General features: G+C 41.3%; 16 protein-coding genes. 10 read left to right on the top strand and 6 right to left on the bottom strand.

All coding sequences use genetic code 11. From position 1 onward, the window contains the following. Positions 1 to 31: 31 nt before the first annotated feature. Positions 32 to 634, top strand: a complete 603-nt coding sequence (locus G3T18_RS07430) for a TerD family protein (RefSeq protein ID WP_224409907.1) — start codon at positions 32 to 34, stop codon at positions 632 to 634. Positions 635 to 853: 219 nt separating this feature from the next. After that, complete coding sequence (locus tag G3T18_RS07425) at positions 854 to 1429, top strand: TerD family protein (protein WP_224409906.1); 576 nt, start codon at positions 854 to 856, stop codon at positions 1427 to 1429. Positions 1430 to 1515: 86 nt separating this feature from the next. Here the strand turns inward: G3T18_RS07425 and G3T18_RS07420 are convergent, their stop codons facing one another. Together G3T18_RS07420 and rd are read right to left on the bottom strand one after the other, a co-directional pair. Beyond that, complete coding sequence (locus tag G3T18_RS07420) at positions 1516 to 2748, bottom strand: BaiN/RdsA family NAD(P)/FAD-dependent oxidoreductase (protein WP_224409905.1); 1233 nt, start codon at positions 2746 to 2748, stop codon at positions 1516 to 1518. A gap of 20 nt (positions 2749 to 2768) precedes the next feature. Next, a complete protein-coding gene (rd, locus tag G3T18_RS07415; protein WP_224409904.1) occupies positions 2769 to 2927 on the bottom strand; it encodes a rubredoxin in 159 nt (52 codons plus the stop codon). Between the two features lie 193 nt (positions 2928 to 3120). Between rd and G3T18_RS07410 the strand changes: the two genes are divergently transcribed. Together G3T18_RS07410 and G3T18_RS07405 are read left to right on the top strand one after the other, a co-directional pair. After that, on the top strand, positions 3121 to 3258 hold the full coding sequence (locus tag G3T18_RS07410) for a hypothetical protein (RefSeq protein ID WP_224409903.1): 138 nt from the start codon (positions 3121 to 3123) through the stop codon (positions 3256 to 3258). A 409-nt stretch (positions 3259 to 3667) separates the two neighbouring features. Then, a complete protein-coding gene (locus G3T18_RS07405) occupies positions 3668 to 5809 on the top strand; it encodes a lytic transglycosylase domain-containing protein (RefSeq protein ID WP_224409902.1) in 2142 nt (713 codons plus the stop codon). A 93-nt stretch (positions 5810 to 5902) separates the two neighbouring features. Here G3T18_RS07405 and G3T18_RS07400 read toward each other — a convergent pair whose 3' ends face one another. The 3 genes from G3T18_RS07400 to G3T18_RS07390 are packed head-to-tail and all read right to left on the bottom strand — an operon-like array spanning position 5903 to position 7231. After that, positions 5903 to 6778, bottom strand: coding sequence for a ChaB family protein (locus tag G3T18_RS07400; RefSeq protein WP_449867784.1), 876 nt, complete (start codon positions 6776 to 6778; stop codon positions 5903 to 5905). Between the two features lie 24 nt (positions 6779 to 6802). Then, a complete protein-coding gene (locus tag G3T18_RS07395) occupies positions 6803 to 7000 on the bottom strand; it encodes a hypothetical protein (protein WP_224409901.1) in 198 nt (65 codons plus the stop codon). Between the two features lie 36 nt (positions 7001 to 7036). Further along, positions 7037 to 7231 carry a hypothetical protein gene (locus G3T18_RS07390; RefSeq protein WP_224409900.1) on the bottom strand — a complete coding sequence of 65 codons (195 nt, stop codon included), beginning with the start codon at positions 7229 to 7231 and terminating at the stop codon, positions 7037 to 7039. A 595-nt stretch (positions 7232 to 7826) separates the two neighbouring features. On the opposite strand from G3T18_RS07390, the gene bchL reads away from it, so the two are divergent. From bchL to G3T18_RS07360, 6 genes are all read left to right on the top strand, one after another. Continuing rightward, a complete protein-coding gene (gene bchL, locus G3T18_RS07385) occupies positions 7827 to 8693 on the top strand; it encodes a ferredoxin:protochlorophyllide reductase (ATP-dependent) iron-sulfur ATP-binding protein (protein ID WP_224409899.1) in 867 nt (288 codons plus the stop codon). A gap of 72 nt (positions 8694 to 8765) precedes the next feature. Beyond that, positions 8766 to 9152, top strand: coding sequence for a DUF5331 domain-containing protein (locus tag G3T18_RS07380; RefSeq protein ID WP_224409898.1), 387 nt, complete (start codon positions 8766 to 8768; stop codon positions 9150 to 9152). Continuing rightward, on the top strand, positions 9149 to 10546 hold the full coding sequence (locus G3T18_RS07375; protein ID WP_224409897.1) for a ferredoxin:protochlorophyllide reductase (ATP-dependent) subunit N: 1398 nt from the start codon (positions 9149 to 9151) through the stop codon (positions 10544 to 10546). The genes G3T18_RS07380 and G3T18_RS07375 overlap by 4 nt, the downstream gene beginning before the upstream one ends. A 188-nt stretch (positions 10547 to 10734) precedes the next feature. Next, a complete protein-coding gene (locus G3T18_RS07370; RefSeq protein WP_224409896.1) occupies positions 10735 to 11247 on the top strand; it encodes a COP23 domain-containing protein in 513 nt (170 codons plus the stop codon). Positions 11248 to 11560: 313 nt separating this feature from the next. Further along, on the top strand, positions 11561 to 14335 hold the full coding sequence (locus tag G3T18_RS07365; RefSeq protein ID WP_224409895.1) for a tetratricopeptide repeat protein: 2775 nt from the start codon (positions 11561 to 11563) through the stop codon (positions 14333 to 14335). 309 nt (positions 14336 to 14644) lie between these two features. Further along, the gene (locus G3T18_RS07360) at positions 14645 to 15295 is read left to right on the top strand and encodes a DUF3318 domain-containing protein (protein ID WP_224409894.1); all 651 of its coding nucleotides are present in this window, start codon (positions 14645 to 14647) and stop codon (positions 15293 to 15295) included. Here the strand turns inward: G3T18_RS07360 and G3T18_RS07355 are convergent. Further along, positions 15286 to 16071, bottom strand: coding sequence for a 7-carboxy-7-deazaguanine synthase QueE (locus G3T18_RS07355; protein ID WP_224409893.1), 786 nt, complete (start codon positions 16069 to 16071; stop codon positions 15286 to 15288). The two genes, G3T18_RS07360 and G3T18_RS07355, sit on opposite strands and share 10 nt — an antisense overlap. Between the last annotated feature and the right edge of the window lie 87 nt (positions 16072 to 16158).

Below are 16158 nucleotides of genomic sequence, written 5' to 3'. Positions count from 1 at the left end.
AAAAACATTGCCAACTATACATTAAATTCCGATGACTATTAATCTTCAGAAAGGACAACAGATCTCTCTCAAGAAAGAAGAACCAGATTTAACCCAATTAATGTGTGGACTAGGTTGGGACTTAGTTAAACAGAAGCGTGGGGGACTTTTCGGTGCTTTTAGTAACACTGCTGACTTTGACCTTGATGCTTCTGTGTTATGTTTAAATGCTCAAGGGAAAGTACGCGATCGCAGCAATGTCATTTATTATGGTAATCTTCAACACTCCTCCGGCGCAATTACTCATTTAGGAGATAATCTCACAGGTGAAGGAGAAGGAGACGACGAACAAGTAATCGTTAATTTACCCTTAGTTCCTCCAGAAATTACTAAACTTGTCTTTACCGTTAATATTTATAAATGTCTCGAACGAGAGCAAAATTTTGGACAAGTAAATAACGCTTTTGTTCGTCTCGTCAATTCAATTACCAATCGAGAAATTGCCCGTTATAATCTTTCTGGACAATCTTACACCGATAAAACTGGCATGATTTTAGCAGAAGTTTCCCGACAAAATGACGATTGGCAAGTTACAGCGATCGGTGAAGGTATCCGAGTAAATAGTTTACAAGATTTAGTCTACTCTTATTCTTAAAAACTGTTAACAAAAACTAGCTCGGATTTGTCTAGGGTGGGTAAGTTATAAAATACAAGCAAAAAACTCTACCAGCAATTAAATTAAAATTTTTCTTAACTCACCCTTAATCTGGTAAATTCTTAAGATTTACTTAAATAACTTATCAACTTATTTTACAGACAATTAAATTGTCGCTCAAATTCGCTAAAATTTATCTTGTAGAACCCAAGAGGAATTATGTCTATTAACCTCAGTAAAGGACAGCGAGTAGATTTATCCAAAGAGGCACCTAGCTTACAGTATGCTGGAATTGGTTTAGGATGGGATATCAACGTCAGCGACACAGGAGCAGATTTTGACTTAGATGTTTCTGTATTTATGCTAGGAGCAAATGGAAAAATTCCTAGCGAAAAATACTTTGTTTTCTACAACAATTTACAATCGCCCGATGGTGCGGTAAAATCTGAAGGAGATAACCGCACTGGTGAAGGTGGTGGTGATGACGAAACTATTGAAGTTGAACTACCCAAAGTAGATCCTTCAATTACAGAAATAGTCTTTGTCGTTACTATTCACGAAGCTGAATCACGAAAACAAAATTTTGGACAAGTCAGAAATTCTTATATCCGAATTTATGACTTATCTACCGAAAAAGAAGTTGCTAAATACCAACTAGAAGAAGATTTTTCTTTAGAAACAGCCGTAGAATTTGGACGTTTATATAAAAAAGATGGTTCTTGGCGATTTCAAGCTGTTGGACAAGGTTATAATGCAGGACTACAAAAATTTGTAGACCAATATTATTCCTCATAGTTAATAATTTTCCTAGGGTGTGTTTTTTGGTCAAATAATTACCAGGAAATCTAAACACACCCTAGCTAATTAAATTATTCTTATAATTATCTTTTTCCCATTGCTTGACCTGCTAACCAACCTGTAGTCCACGCACTTTGAAAGTTAAAGCCACCAGTAACACCATCAATATCGAGAATTTCGCCAGCAAAATAAAGTCCCGGACAAAGTTTACTAGCCATTGTTTGAAAATTAATTTCTTGCAAATTAACTCCCCCACAGGTAACAAATTCTTCTTTAAAAACACCTTTTCCTTGAATTTGATAACTTCCCTGAATTAATTCTCGGACTAAATTATTTAAAGATTTTTTTGATAATTCTGTCCAACGTTGTTGTTCGGAAATACCAGATTGCATAACCAAACTCTGCCAAAGTCTTTTCGGTAACGGAACTGGGGAAATTGTTGTCACTTGACGGCGAGGATATTGAGTTTTAGTTGCTAATAAATAATCGCGTAAGCTTTCCCAATTATACTGAGGCAACCAGTTAATTTGCAAGAGCATTTGATATTTATGTTCGTGTAAAATTCTTGCTCCCCAAGCAGAAAGTTTTAAGACAGCAGGTCCGCTAATTCCCCAGTGGGTAATAAGTAAAGCACCTGTTTGGGATAACTTTTTTTTGCCTGTAGTTAATCGCAAATCTACTTTTTCCACAGTAATTCCCGCTAAATCTTGCAAACGAGGGTCAACAATATTAAAAGTAAATAAAGAAGGTACTGGAGAAGCAAGAGTATGACCGAGAGATTGAGCAAAACGATAACCTGTAGGATTGCTACCCGTAGCGAGTAAAACAATTTCACATATTAACTTTTCTCCTGTTTTCAACCCAATCTCAAAATCAGAGTCAAGCTTTGCTACTGACTCTACTTTTGCACCAGTACGAAGTTGAACTTTTGCCTCTCTGGCTACTTTTAGCAGACAATTGACAATAGATTCCGAATTATCCGTAACCGGAAACATTCGCCCATCAGCCTCAGTTTTTAACTCTACACCGTGGTTTTCAAACCAAGCAACTGTATCCTGGGGCTGAAAACGAGTAAAAGCACCTCGAAGTGCTTTTCCACCTCTAGGGTAATTTTGCACTAACTGGACGGGATCGAAACAATGATGAGTAACATTACACCTACCACCACCAGAAATGCGTACCTTAGCTAAAGGGATGCGTCCAGCTTCTAGTAAAGTAACTTGAGCGTCAGGATAGGTAGTAGCATAGGTAATTGCGCCAAAAAATCCTGCTGCACCACCACCAATAACTATTACCTTTAAAGGTTGTTCGTTCACGCAATTACCTGAAAAATTTTCTATTCTGATTCAAATTCTTCTTTACCTGCACCACAAACAGGACAAACCCAATCGTCAGGTAAATTTTCAAAAGTCGTTCCCGGTTCGATATCATTATCTCGATCGCCTACTTCGGGATCGTAAACGTATCCACAAACGTTACACTCATACTTTGACATATTTGCTTGCTCCATCTCTGGGATCGATTTTACAAGTTGTAGTTCGATATTTTTAAATTGCTCAGGAGAAAAAGTTGTCCTGTTGCACAATAGAAGTAGGAAATCTTCTGGCAATGTCGCCGCTTTCAGAGCAATAAAGCTCGCCTTAGTGACTTTGGTGCAGTTCTTGGTAGTAATACATATTAAAGAAAAAATGTCAATACTCAAACAAATTTTAGGGGGATTTCGGCAGGACGATAATTCCCAAAATCTTAAAGAGCGAGTAGCAAGGGGGCAAAGCCCAGCGCCCGAAGGGGCTGACCGCAAGGATCGCTTAGCGATCGCTACCTGAACAGCGATCGTTTGACAATCTCCTCTAGTTTTCCCCCAAGAAGATTGATAATCTCCGGAAGTTAGGGGTAACCAGATAGGTAAATTAAGACTTTGATGTCCAAATTGAAAATCAAGTATTGCCACACCCGTCCTAGCCATCCTGACTCAAACCAAAAAGGGATGTCAATCACGCACGAGGTACTATGAACAGAAAAAATTCACGTCTAGTTTTCTCCCGCTATAATCCATATAAAAATAAACAGAGGCAAAGACGACTACGGTGGGCTACTGGTGCTGGAATTTGCGTGCTAGTAATTACCTCAGTTGTACTAGCTAGCAGATATAGTCGAGAACTAAGGCTTTTCACAAATTGGCTTCCATTCCAAGAACAAAGCCCAGTTTTACAGGGAAAAAGGGTTCACACACCAGTGTTACAACTGGTTGAACTAGCGCCCGCAGAACGAGCCACACAGCTAAAGGCGATCGCGTCTGAAGCCGAACAATCTCTCGATCGCGATCGCGCCCGTTATCTGTTAGCGTCAGACTTAATTGAGCAAAATAAACCAGAAGAAGCAATCCGTTGGCTAGAAGAATTAGAATGGGATTATCGAGTTTTAGCCCCCCAAATTCTCTACAAACGAGCCGAGGCTTACGAACTGCTTGATGACAAAGCCGGAGCATTTTCAGCGTGGAGAACTTTACTCCAGCATCATTACAATCATCCCATAGCCGCAGAAGCTCTTTATGTTCTCTTATCTAAAGACTCGAAATACAAAGATTTAGCTATCCCCAAACTACCGGAAAATCCTACCCTGCGCGAGAGACTAGAGCATAGCTACGCCTTCAGCGCCGATCACCGGAAATATTGGCAAACAGCCCTGAAAAAATATCCTTCTCATCCTCGCGTTTTAGCCCTAGTGCGAGAAAAACTTGCCGAAGATGGCGATCGCCCCGAACTCTTATTATTAATAGCTCGCTATGCCTTTGACGACCCAGAAACCATCTCAATCTTAGATACCTTAGTCGCTTATTACAGTACGGCTACAGGTAAAGGCAACCGTCCGATTATCAGTTTAGAAGATTGGGAAGTAATTGGGCTGGGATATTGGAAAGACCGCAAATATGGACAAGCTAGCGCAGCTTACGCCCAAGCCAATTCTAAGCCTAAGAATGCTTATTTGGAAGCTCTCGGACTTGAATATGCCGAAAAACTCAGAGAAGCTAAACAAGCTTACGAACAAATGAGCAAAGATTTTCCTCACGCCGAAGAAACTGCCTCCGCCCTGTTGCGTCTTGCCGATATTGTCCCCGACTTAGACGCAGTACCTTACCTGGATCGGGTAATTGCCAACTTCCCCGATCGCGCAGGTGAAGCACTTTTAGCCAAAGCTAAAATTCTCGATCGTCTCAATAGTACCAAAGCTGCAGCAGAAGCTCGTCAATTATTAATTACCAAATATGACGATTCTGATGCTGCGGCTGAGTATCGTTTACAAGTAGCCCAAGGAAAATCTGCCCAAGGAGATATTCAAGCTGCCTGGGAATGGATTAAGCCAGTGACAGACAAAAATCCTCATAGTCAATGGGCGAGGATTGCTGGCTTTTGGGAAGGAAAATGGGCAAGCAAACTAGGACGTACCGCAGACGCAACCACTGCTTTTGAGCAGGTAATTGCCGATCATCCTCAATCTTATTATGCTTGGCGATCGGCAGTGATGTTGGGTTGGGATGTAGGAGATTTTAAGACGATCGCTAAATTGAATCCTACTTTAGAAATACCTCAAGAACGACCCATGTTACCTGCGGGATCTCCGACGTTAAAAGAATTGTATCAACTAGCTCAAACTGAGTATGCTTGGGTGCTTTGGCAAGGAGAATTTACTAACAAGCTTGAACCAACTGTTGCCGAACAGTTTACTAATGGTTTGTTGTTAATCGACCAAGATAATTACTTAGACGGTATTTCGGAAATAGCTTCTTTAGAAGATCGTGAGAAACCAGAAGAAAAAGCTGAATATGAAAAGTTAAGCAGACAACTTGTTTACTGGCAAGCTCTTTATCCCTTTCCCTATCAAGAAGAAATTACCAGTTTCGCTCAACAACGTAATATTAATCCTTTACTTGTCATTTCGATTATGAGACAAGAATCTCGCTTTGAAGAGGATATCAAATCTACTGCTGGGGCAGTGGGTTTAATGCAAATGCTTCCTAGTACGGCGGATTGGGCAGCTAAAAATTTGCAGGTAGAAAAATATTCTCTGACAAATCCTCAAGATAGTATCAAGCTGGGAACTTGGTTTTTGAAAGAAATTCATCGTCCTTATCAAAATAACTCTTTACTCGCTGTTGCCAGTTACAATGCTGGTCAGGGTAATCTGGGAAGATGGCTTGACAATCAAGATGAAATAGATTTTGACGAATTTGTGGAAAGCATCCCTTTTTATGAGACGAAAAACTACGTTAAACAAGTTTTTGGTAATTACTGGAATTATTTGCAGTTATACGAACCGCAGGTAAATCAACAGGTTGTCAAAGGCTCTCCAGGACAGTCAACTGCTAGTAGAAAGTAAGCTGATTTTGCCTTGGCAATACTAATTTTTCTCTAAAAAAAACAAAAGAGACGTGAAATCTCACGTCTCTTTACTCAAAATTGTTCCTTGTCTTTAAGCAGTGACTTTTTGCTTCGACCAAATGCCATTTTCATCTTCTGCATACTGCTGGTAAATTGTTTCCCATGCAGCTTGTTCGGCTTCCATTGAGTCTTGAGATTGCTGGAAAACTTGGTTATAGCGTTCAATAAAGGTTTGTTGTGCTTCGGAAGAGAGATGCGATCGCACTTCGGGCGATAAGTCTTCTGGAGAGTTACAAGTTCCCGGACAAGGACGTGGTAAAGTCATTTCACTGGTATACACTTCTTCCCCACCAGCACTTTCCATCAGCATAGTAATTTCCCCTGATTTACCAGCCGGAACTTCTGCCATGACGAGAAATTCTCCAGCTTCGAGACGGGTTTGATAAACTGCTGCCTTGTCCTTAGACATTCCCAAAGTTGCTAAAGCAGAAGCTAAACCAGCCCCAGCACCACCAGCGATCGCGCCACCAGCCGCCCCTAATAATACTGCACCAATTGGACCTCCTGCAACAACCCAACCCACAAAGGGAATCCACAAGGCTCCTACTCCTGTTAATAATGCCAGTACGGAACCGAATAAGGAACCAAACAGCCCTCCCGTTCGCAATCCGCCTAAAATTACGTCTTTCTTGGAGATAAAACCGGAAATCCGCGTTTTTGAAGTAAAGTTTTTCCCCATTACGGAAATGTGGTCTTGGGGAATGTTGCGATCTAGCAAGCGACGAACAACATTATCTATCTGTTTTTCTTCTTTAAATACCGCAGATACTGTTCTTTCTGCGCGATAATCTTCAGCCATATTTAATTTACCCTCCGTAGGCATTTTTTCTCTGCCTCTAGAACGGTAATAAATCTTAACCTGACCTTTAATCGCCCCTAAGAGGGAATTAGGAATTGGGGTTTTCACTGTTCACTGGTAACTGTTCACTGTTTAAAAACGCTTGGTTTTCTCTACTCCAAACCAGATTCCAGTAATTAGGGACAGCAAAATTAGGAAGTAGATAATTCCTCCAGGGATGAAAGTGAGAACGCCAAATCCTCTGAGAATATAGACAAGGATTGTAATCGTTAGTACAGTCCAAAAGACGTAAGCAATCAATTCTGAGTCGCGACGGGGAGATGAACTCACAAATTTAACCTCAATAGTAGTCAAACAAATTTCTTTTCATCGACGATAGCTATTAATTCCGTAGAGAATGCCTGCACCGATGGAAAATAAAGCTGTAGCCCAGATTGCATAAGGGGGAATCCACTCAAGAATGCCTGTTCCTTTCAAGACTACCAAAATGGCAGTGATGACTAAACCAATGCCTAAAATGTATAGCAAGATAGTCGTTCCAGAGTTTGGGGATCTGCTCATATCAGTTTTTTCAGAGAATTTTCTTCGTAGAGTAGCGCGATCGCGCTTAGTCTATTCCAACTCTACTGAAACCGCTTTTGGATCACTGAACGAGAAAAATTAACCATTCTTTATAAACTGCCAAAATCTCAGGAGCGATCGCTCCACAGGATTGCCCGCACGATCTATTTAAGCGACAAATTAACTACCCTAACTCAGTTTTGAGCATTTTTTTGACCAGCCTGTCACTTTCGTCAATCAAGTTAATCCTAATCATAACTTCATTTTTACTACTGTTTTTCAGGGAAAATTTTCCAGGATAGTCATTATTTGTTTATTGTACCACATTTTTATAAATAAGTAAACAAAGTAATCAAAAAATCGTTTTAAAAGACTAAAAGTTAATAAAGCTAATTTATCAGAAAAATAATCTTTCATGGTTTACCATAAGCTCAATTAAACCCAAAAATAAATCAGCATCCCCTTTCCTTTCCGAGAAACTTAGACAATAATGCCAATAACGAGATAAACAAAAACCCATTAACCAGAGTCGGAAAGCGACTAACGGCAATAAACAAACAAACTTCGATCGTCGCAATCTAGGAGAACACCAAACGTGAAACTATCAGTATACGGAAAAGGCGGAATCGGCAAATCAACAACAAGCTGCAACATTTCAGTTGCTCTCGCCAGGCGCGGCAAAAAAGTGCTACAAATCGGTTGCGACCCCAAACACGACAGCACCTTTACCTTGACAGGATTTCTCATTCCCACAATTATTGACACCCTGCAAGAAAAAGACTTCCACTACGAAGACATTTGGCCCGAAGACGTAATTTATAAAGGTTATGGAGGAGTCGATTGCGTCGAAGCAGGTGGACCGCCCGCAGGAGCAGGTTGCGGCGGTTACGTCGTCGGCGAAACAGTAAAATTGCTCAAAGAACTGAACGCCTTTGACGAATACGACGTAATTTTGTTTGACGTACTCGGTGACGTAGTTTGCGGCGGTTTTGCAGCACCCCTCAACTATTCCGACTACTGCACGATCGTCACCGATAATGGTTTTGACGCTTTATTTGCTGCGAATCGTATCGCCGCCTCAATTCGCGAAAAAGCACGCACTCACCCCTTACGTTTAGCAGGTTTGATTGGCAATCGTACCTCAAAGCGCGATTTAATCGACAAATACATCGAAGCAGTACCAATGCCAGTTTTAGAAATTCTGCCTTTAATTGAAGACATTCGCGTTTCCCGCGTCAAAGGTAAAACTATCTTTGAGATGGCAGAAACAGATCCTACTTTAGAACCTGTTTGTCAGTATTATCTCAACATTGCTGACCAAATTTTAGCCTTACCAGAAGGTGTTGTACCTAATGATGCACCCGATCGCGAATTGTTCTCATTGCTATCTGATTTTTACCTCAATCCGCCACAAGGTCAACCCGCTAAAGCAGAAGAAGAACTCGATTTAATGATGGTGTAAGCGAGTTAGCAGTTTTCAGCGAATAGTTAAAAATAGTATCTGTTCGCTGGAAATTTTCACTGAGAGAACACTATGGGATTGCTTGAGGAACTAAAGCCAACTTTAAAAGATAAATGGTTGGATTATTATCAAGCTAATCGATCTTGGTTCCGACGAACTAAAAATTACAAATGGATTGTAGGAACGCCTGATGGTGGTTATCGCCCTGACTCTTACTTAATTATCGGAGCAGTTAGTGCGTTAGAGCCGAAAGTAACAGAAATCTTATTTCACTTTTTTCTAGTTTCAGACAATCGCGATCGCGTCGTAGAAGCATTAGGACTACATTTTGATCCAGAAAAAGAACTGGAAAAAAGAGCGGCAGAAAAAGCCCAAACTGCACAAGAAGAAATTGACGATTTATCTAGCGATCCAGAATTAGAATATTTAAGAAATCTAAGAGAGGAGAACAATAAATGACTGTAGCCCAAGAACCCCAAGCACTAGATTTTGAATGCGAAACAGGAAATTACCACACATTTTGTCCGATTAGCTGTGTAGCGTGGCTCTATCAAAAGATTGAAGATAGCTTCTTCTTAGTTATCGGAACCAAAACCTGTGGCTATTTCCTCCAAAATGCAATGGGAGTAATGATTTTCGCCGAACCTCGTTACGCAATGGCGGAATTAGAAGAAGGTGATATTTCTGCCCAGTTAAATGATTACGAAGAATTAAAAAGATTGTGCTTGCAAATAAAACGCGATCGCAATCCCAGCGTAATCGTTTGGATTGGTACTTGTACCACCGAAATTATTAAAATGGACTTAGAAGGCTTAGCTCCGAAACTAGAAGCTGAAATTGGTATTCCGATTGTAGTTGCACGTGCTAATGGCTTGGACTATGCCTTCACCCAAGGAGAAGATACCGTACTTGCTGCAATGGCGCAACGTTGTCCTACTCAAGCCGCTACCGAAGAAGAAAAAGAAGAACGCAACTCAATTAAAAAACTGCTTAGTTTTGGTAAGAAAAAATCAGAAACTAAAGAAGAATCTGAAGACAAAGATCGTCCACCTTTAGTATTATTTGGTTCTTTACCCGATCCAGTTGTTACCAATCTTACCCTCGAATTAAAGAAACAAGGAATTCAAGTTTCTGGTTGGCTACCTTCAAAACGTTACACAGAATTACCCGTACTTCAAGAAGGTTATTATGTTGCTGGTGTTAACCCCTTTCTCAGCCGTACTGCTACTAGTTTAATGCGTCGCCGCAAGTGTAAATTAATCGGCGCACCATTTCCAATTGGTCCCGATGGAACTCGCGCTTGGATTGAAAAAATTTGCTCGGTATTTGGTGTAGAAACCACAGGATTAGAGGAAAGAGAAGCAAAAATTTGGGAAAGTTTAGAAGACTATCTCAAACTAATTCGCGGCAAATCTGTCTTCTTTATGGGCGATAATTTGTTGGAAATTTCTTTGGCTCGTTTCTTAGTTCGTTGTGGAATGACAGTACCAGAAATTGGCATTCCTTATATGGACAAACGCTATCAAAAAGCCGAGTTAGATTTCCTGCAAAAAACTTGTCAAGAAATGGGCGTTCCGACACCAAAAATTATCGAAAAACCCGATAACTATAATCAGTTGCAGCGTATCCATGAAATGCAGCCAGATTTAGTAATTACAGGAATGGCTCATGCTAATCCTTTAGAAGCACGAGGTATCAATACTAAATGGTCAGTTGAATTTACTTTTGCTCAAATTCATGGCTTTACTAATGCTCGCGATATTCTCGAACTAGTAACTCGTCCCCTGCGTCGCAATAATTCTTTGAAAGATTTAGGTTGGGATAAGTTAGTTAAAGAAGAAGCAAAGGTTTAAAAGTTTCTCCGCGCTAATCTCCTTGAGTAGGATAAGTTAAACGACTTATCCTACTTTTATTTAAATTAAATAAGTATAATTTCGCGATCGCTAGGAAAATAAATTAACAGCAATCCTTACTGGACAGGCTCTAGAGTCATGTTATAACTAGAATAAATCCAATTGCTTGATGATAGGTTGGCATCGCAATGAAGCTTAGATCCGCGATCGCGTTTTTAACATTAACAGCTCTTGAACTTAGTGTTACTGGGTGTCAAACTGAACCAACTAGAAATATTGCATTTTTTTGTGGTGCTTCGAGCGACGGTGTACCAACAACATTAGCTAGTACGTCTCAGGGAAAAACAGCAGTAATTCGCTGGGTTTCTGAATATTTTAGTTCCTCAGGTTATCATCCGCAGAAAAGATGCAATCAAGTTTCTCAACGTTTCCAAAAGTATTACCAATTAGGTATCCTTAATTACATCACCACAGGAATTATCGAACGTCAAGAAGTAATTTGCGTCTCCAGTGCCTATGGTGGGCCTTGTGACGGGGTATTATTTACGCTACAACCAGGAGAAAGTGCCAGCCGCGTGATTCAAGGACTGTTTGACATTGGTAAATTTGGCTTAAACCCCCTCAAACAAAGTTCCGGAGAAAGCCAAATTTATATCGATTTTCACAAATTCCTCGAAACTGCTCCCAAAGAAACGAATTAGGTAAAACTACCGATTGAGGTTTTTGAGACCGCCTAGAAAGTGTTAAAATTCTCTGGGGAGGAAATTTTCTGATTCAAAATGGCGAGCAAGTAAAGCGCTAGTTAGCCAAAAACTTGTTAATCATTTTGTAGAGAAAGATAGATACTCTGAATCGCTGTCAAACAATAACTAGGTGTAAACACTGAAGATGTTTGAAACAGAGAAATAGTTCCGGACAAAAGGGCGCGGTTAAGAAGACAGGAATGTATCTGTTCATGATGAGCAAAATGGTAGTAGCGATCGCTCTTACCTAAAACTTTTTAGCACGACGAAGATGAAGCGTAGCCGAATAGTATTGTTTGCCTCTGGTGCAGCGATCGCCGTTGCCTATATTGGTGTTATTAGTCTAATCAACAATATTAGACTGAATCGGCAGATATTGACTTCTCAATGCGAACAGCTCGAATTTTCTAGCCAACTGTCTTTGAGTGAGTTAAGGGAGCTAGCTAGAGCAATTACGGTGAAAGTAATCGCGGGAAGCAGTGGTGGTTCGGGTTTGATAGTTAATCGAGTCGATCGAGTCTACACCGTAATTACTACGGCTCATGTCTTAGCAGTAGGACAAAACTATCGCATTCAAACACCCGATGGTAAACTTCATCAAGCAACAGTGATGGAGGAGATCGCTTTTCCTGACAAAGATTTTGGTTTATTGACATTTAAAGCCGAAGAAGATTATTCAATAGCAAAACTGGGACAAGCCTCGCCCATAGGAGCAAATCAAACAATTGTTGCGGCGGGTTTTTCTTTCGATAGCCAGGAATTAGTTTTGACAACCGGGAAAATATCTTGGTTGTCAGAGCAAGCTCTACAAGGAGGCTATGAAATTGGCTATAGCAATGAAATCCAAAAAGGAATGAGTGGTGGACCAATACTTAATAGTCAAGGCAAAGTTATTGGGCTTAATGGTATTCTGGCTTATCCACTTTGGGGCAATCCTTATGTATTTGCCAATGGTGAGTTACCTTCAATAAACCAAAGAGAGGAGATGATTCGCCTCAGTTGGGGATTGCCGATTAAAACTGTAGTTGAGGCAATGGAAAATGCTTCTCGAGCAGAAAACGATCTTCCTCCTTTACTTCCCGAATTTGCCCCTGCTCATCTTACCGATAAAGTTGATGATATTGCTCAAGAAATTACTGTCTTAATTTCAGGTAATAAAAGTAATGGATCGGGTGTAATTGTTGCTCGCCAAAATAACTCTTACTATATTCTTACTGCCGAACACGTTGTTCGCTCGGGTTCAAAATACCAAGTTATGACTCCTGATGGCAGGTGCTATCCAGTGAAAAAAGATCGGCTAAAAAGGTTGCCAGGATTGGATTTAGCAGTGTTAGAGTTTGTGAGCGAACAACCTTATCAAGTTGCTACTCTCGCCAACTACGATCGCCAAGAGGAATCAAGTTTTGTTTATCTTTCTGGATGGCCCGCATCCAAGTTAAAAAATAACCAACCAAATCGTTTGTTTACGGCGGGTTTGCTTTTTAGTGATGAGTGGGGAGCGATTCGAGCGCAGGATTCTTTTTCTCTTACTTATGGTTACGAATTACTTTATAGCAATATTACCGAGCCGGGAATGAGTGGCGGTCCGGTGTTAGATACTCTGGGAAGGGTAATTGGTATTCACGGACGAGCAGAAGGAGAAGTTGGAAATAACGAAGCTGGATGGGGACGACAAATTCAATTAGGTTATAGTCTCGGCGTGCCCGTGAGCAGTTTTTTAAGTTCGTTAGATGAGATCGAAATTCACTCAGAGTGGTTAGAAGTAGAAAATTCACTTCCACCAACCTTGACAGGACAGGAAATTACCCGACTTAATGAATCTTTGTTAGATAAACTGCAAGTTCCGCAAGATAGTCAAGACGCGATCGCCTGGTTGAATTATGGTAATAAGCTTTGGCGCTTGGAACAATATGATGAAGCAATTTTGGCTTTCGATCGCGCGATCGCTCTTAATCCTCAACTTTATCAAGCTTGGTATGCCAAGGGATTAACTCTGAGGTTTCAAAAACGCTATCGAGAAGCAGTAATTGCTTTTGAGCAAGCAATTGCTCAAAGTAAACAGGAGTTTGCTCCTGCTTGGCGTGGTAAAGGTCAGGCTTTAATTGGTTTAAATGCCGATCAAGAAGCTTTAAAATCTTTTCAAGCAGCGATCGCGATTAGTCCTGGTGACTTTGCACTTCATGCTTTGCGCGGAGAGGTACTTCAAGAGTTAAAGCGAAACCAGGAAGCAATTTCTGCTTATACTCAGGCAATTAAAATTAAACCTCATCCTTGGGTTTACTATAACCGAGGTACTGTTTATTCTAGCCAAGGCGATAATCAAGCAGCGATCGCGGATTTCGCTCGAGCTTTGGAGTTGAAACCTGATTATGCGGCGGCTTACAATAATCGGGGTAATGCTCGTTTTGAAATGGGCGATGAGCGTGCGGCGATCGCCGATTACACTCAAGCCATTCGTGTCGAATCTAATTATACGGCGGCTTACTACAATCGCGGTAATGCCTATTTTAATTTAGAAAATTATCAAAGCGCCATCGATGATTATACCAAGGCGATCGAGTTAGCACCGAATCTCGCGTTAGCTTATCTGAGTCGCGGTGCTGCTTTGACAGAAAGAAAAGATTATCAAGGTGCGATCGCTGACTATACCAAAGTTATCGAACTCAAACCCAGTAAGTCTGACTTAGCTAAAGCTTATTATAACCGTGGCGTTACCCGTTACGAAATGGGAGAGACTCGAGCCGCGATCGCTGACTATACCGCCGCGCTTCAACTCATCCCCGATTATATCGAAGCTTATAACAACCGAGGCAACGCCCGTCGCGCGATTGGCGATCGAATTGGCGCGATCGCTGACTACACTCAAGCGATCGAACTTCAGCCTAACGACGCTTTTGCTTACTACAATCGCGCGAATGTCCGCTTCGAGCTACAACAAAATCCCCAAGCGATCGACGATTTAGAAAAAGCTGCACAACTTTTCCGTCAGCAAGGAGATCTTGCTAACTATCAACTCGCTCTCAGTCACTTAGAAAAATTGAACTAAGCATTCACATATTTTTAGAAAATTGTCAAGGTTGCCAATAACTTTGATTTGCCAATCTCGACTAAATCCAAGCAGGAAAAGTTGAAAAAGAGTCAATCGAGCCGATAAACTGGAAATGCTCTTAAATATTCAACCTATTCAGCCAAAATAACCTAATTTCACCAAACAAGAAAACCAGGTAGGGAAAAGCAGACCACCTCAAAACCACAAATCATTGCTAAAGTCAAGAAAAGGCGTGTCTGTGTCGATCCAGACCGCTAAGATACTAAATAATATTCATGTTTGTTTGAGGAAGTACAAGACAGATTTATGACATCTTATGCAACCTATTCTGCTAGAGCCGAAATGAGCGAACTCCGGCGCTTAAAAACCTTATTACCGCCGGAATTGCAAAGTTGGGTCATGGTAGAAGCAACCACAGAAATCAACCCACCCTTAATTCGCTGTGAAGAAATCGGCAGAGACGAGGTGGAAATCCAAATCGACCTTGCCAAATGGGAAAACCTTGCCATTGACCAGCGCAACCTCGTATTTTGGCACGAAGTTGCCCGGATTCAAAACGATACGATTCCCAGAGAAGGATGGGAGATGGCAGCCTTAGCCATCGGATTAGGCGGCGCAGTCGGCGAACTCTGGGTACAAGACGGACTGTTACTCTTGTTAGCCCTAGCCTTATGCGGCATTTCCGGCTACCGACTCTGGCAGAAAAATAACGGAGAGAGAACCTTACAAGAAGCCATCGAAGCAGACGAAAAAGCGATCGCCCTAGCAACCCGCTTTAATTACACTCTCCCTAACGCCTATAAGAGCCTTGGCAGCGCCTTAAAAACCCTAATCGAGCAAACCCCCGGTCGTCGGCAACGGAAAAAATACGAAGCCAGACTGCAAGCCTTGCGACGTAGCGCCGCCAAAGCCAAAGCCCAAATGAAAGCACAAAAAGAAGGCAGAACTCAAAGTTGAGCCAGATATTTATGGGTTTGTGGCACTACCCGTACCGACAAGAGCAAGTTTTTCATTAACTTTTGCCAAGCCAGAACTTGCTCTGGAGAAGGAGGAAGTACCGCCCCGGCTGCCAAAGGTACTTGCAAAGAAGTTACTGGCTGCAAAAACACCGGAATTTCCGGACTAACCGCAGCCACTAGTTCTGCCGCCTGAATTAACTCATCCGGATTAGTGCGATCGGAAATAATTAACTTCACAAAAACCTGCACCGAAGCATCAAAACACCGTTGCAAAAACAAGCGGTGACTTTGCCAATGTTCTTCTCCACTCACACTTGGTAGTTTAATATCCATACCCACGGAATTTAAGTAGGGCAAAACTAAAGATAACTCTTGTGAGCGATGACCGCCAGTTTCCAAATAAACTGATAGTTGAGTAACATCTTTGAGCTTCGGCAGAAACTCCTGCAAAAAGCGAGCGTGTAAAAGCGGTTCGCCCCCAGTAAGACTAACACTGTCATGCAATCGAGGTAAATTTTGTCTTTCGACCCAATTGAGTAACGTTAGTAGCTTCACTGGGTTAGAGTGAATTTCAAAATCGCGCAGTCCAGGGGTTTTCTCAATCCGACAAGTAGAAGGAACGCTCCAAGTATTAGCACTATCACAAAAGTGACAGCGCAAGTCGCAGACAGCAAAACGGATAAAAATTTGCCGCGAACCAACATTGAATCCTTCACCTTGAATTGCACTGAAAAGTTCTACCAGTCGAGCCTTTTGCTCAGTTAACTCAGTCATAGGTAAAATAAAGTACCTTTAAATTAGTAAATTAGTGAAAAGTTTTGATGAAGTAGGTGAGATTGAGACCAAATATAGGTCAGGATA

The sequence above is a fragment of the Oscillatoria salina IIICB1 genome (assembly GCF_020144665.1).
In the GTDB taxonomy this organism is placed as follows: domain Bacteria; phylum Cyanobacteriota; class Cyanobacteriia; order Cyanobacteriales; family SIO1D9; genus IIICB1.
Note: the sequence above shows the minus strand (reverse complement) of the source record. Positions and strands in the feature narration are given on the sequence as shown.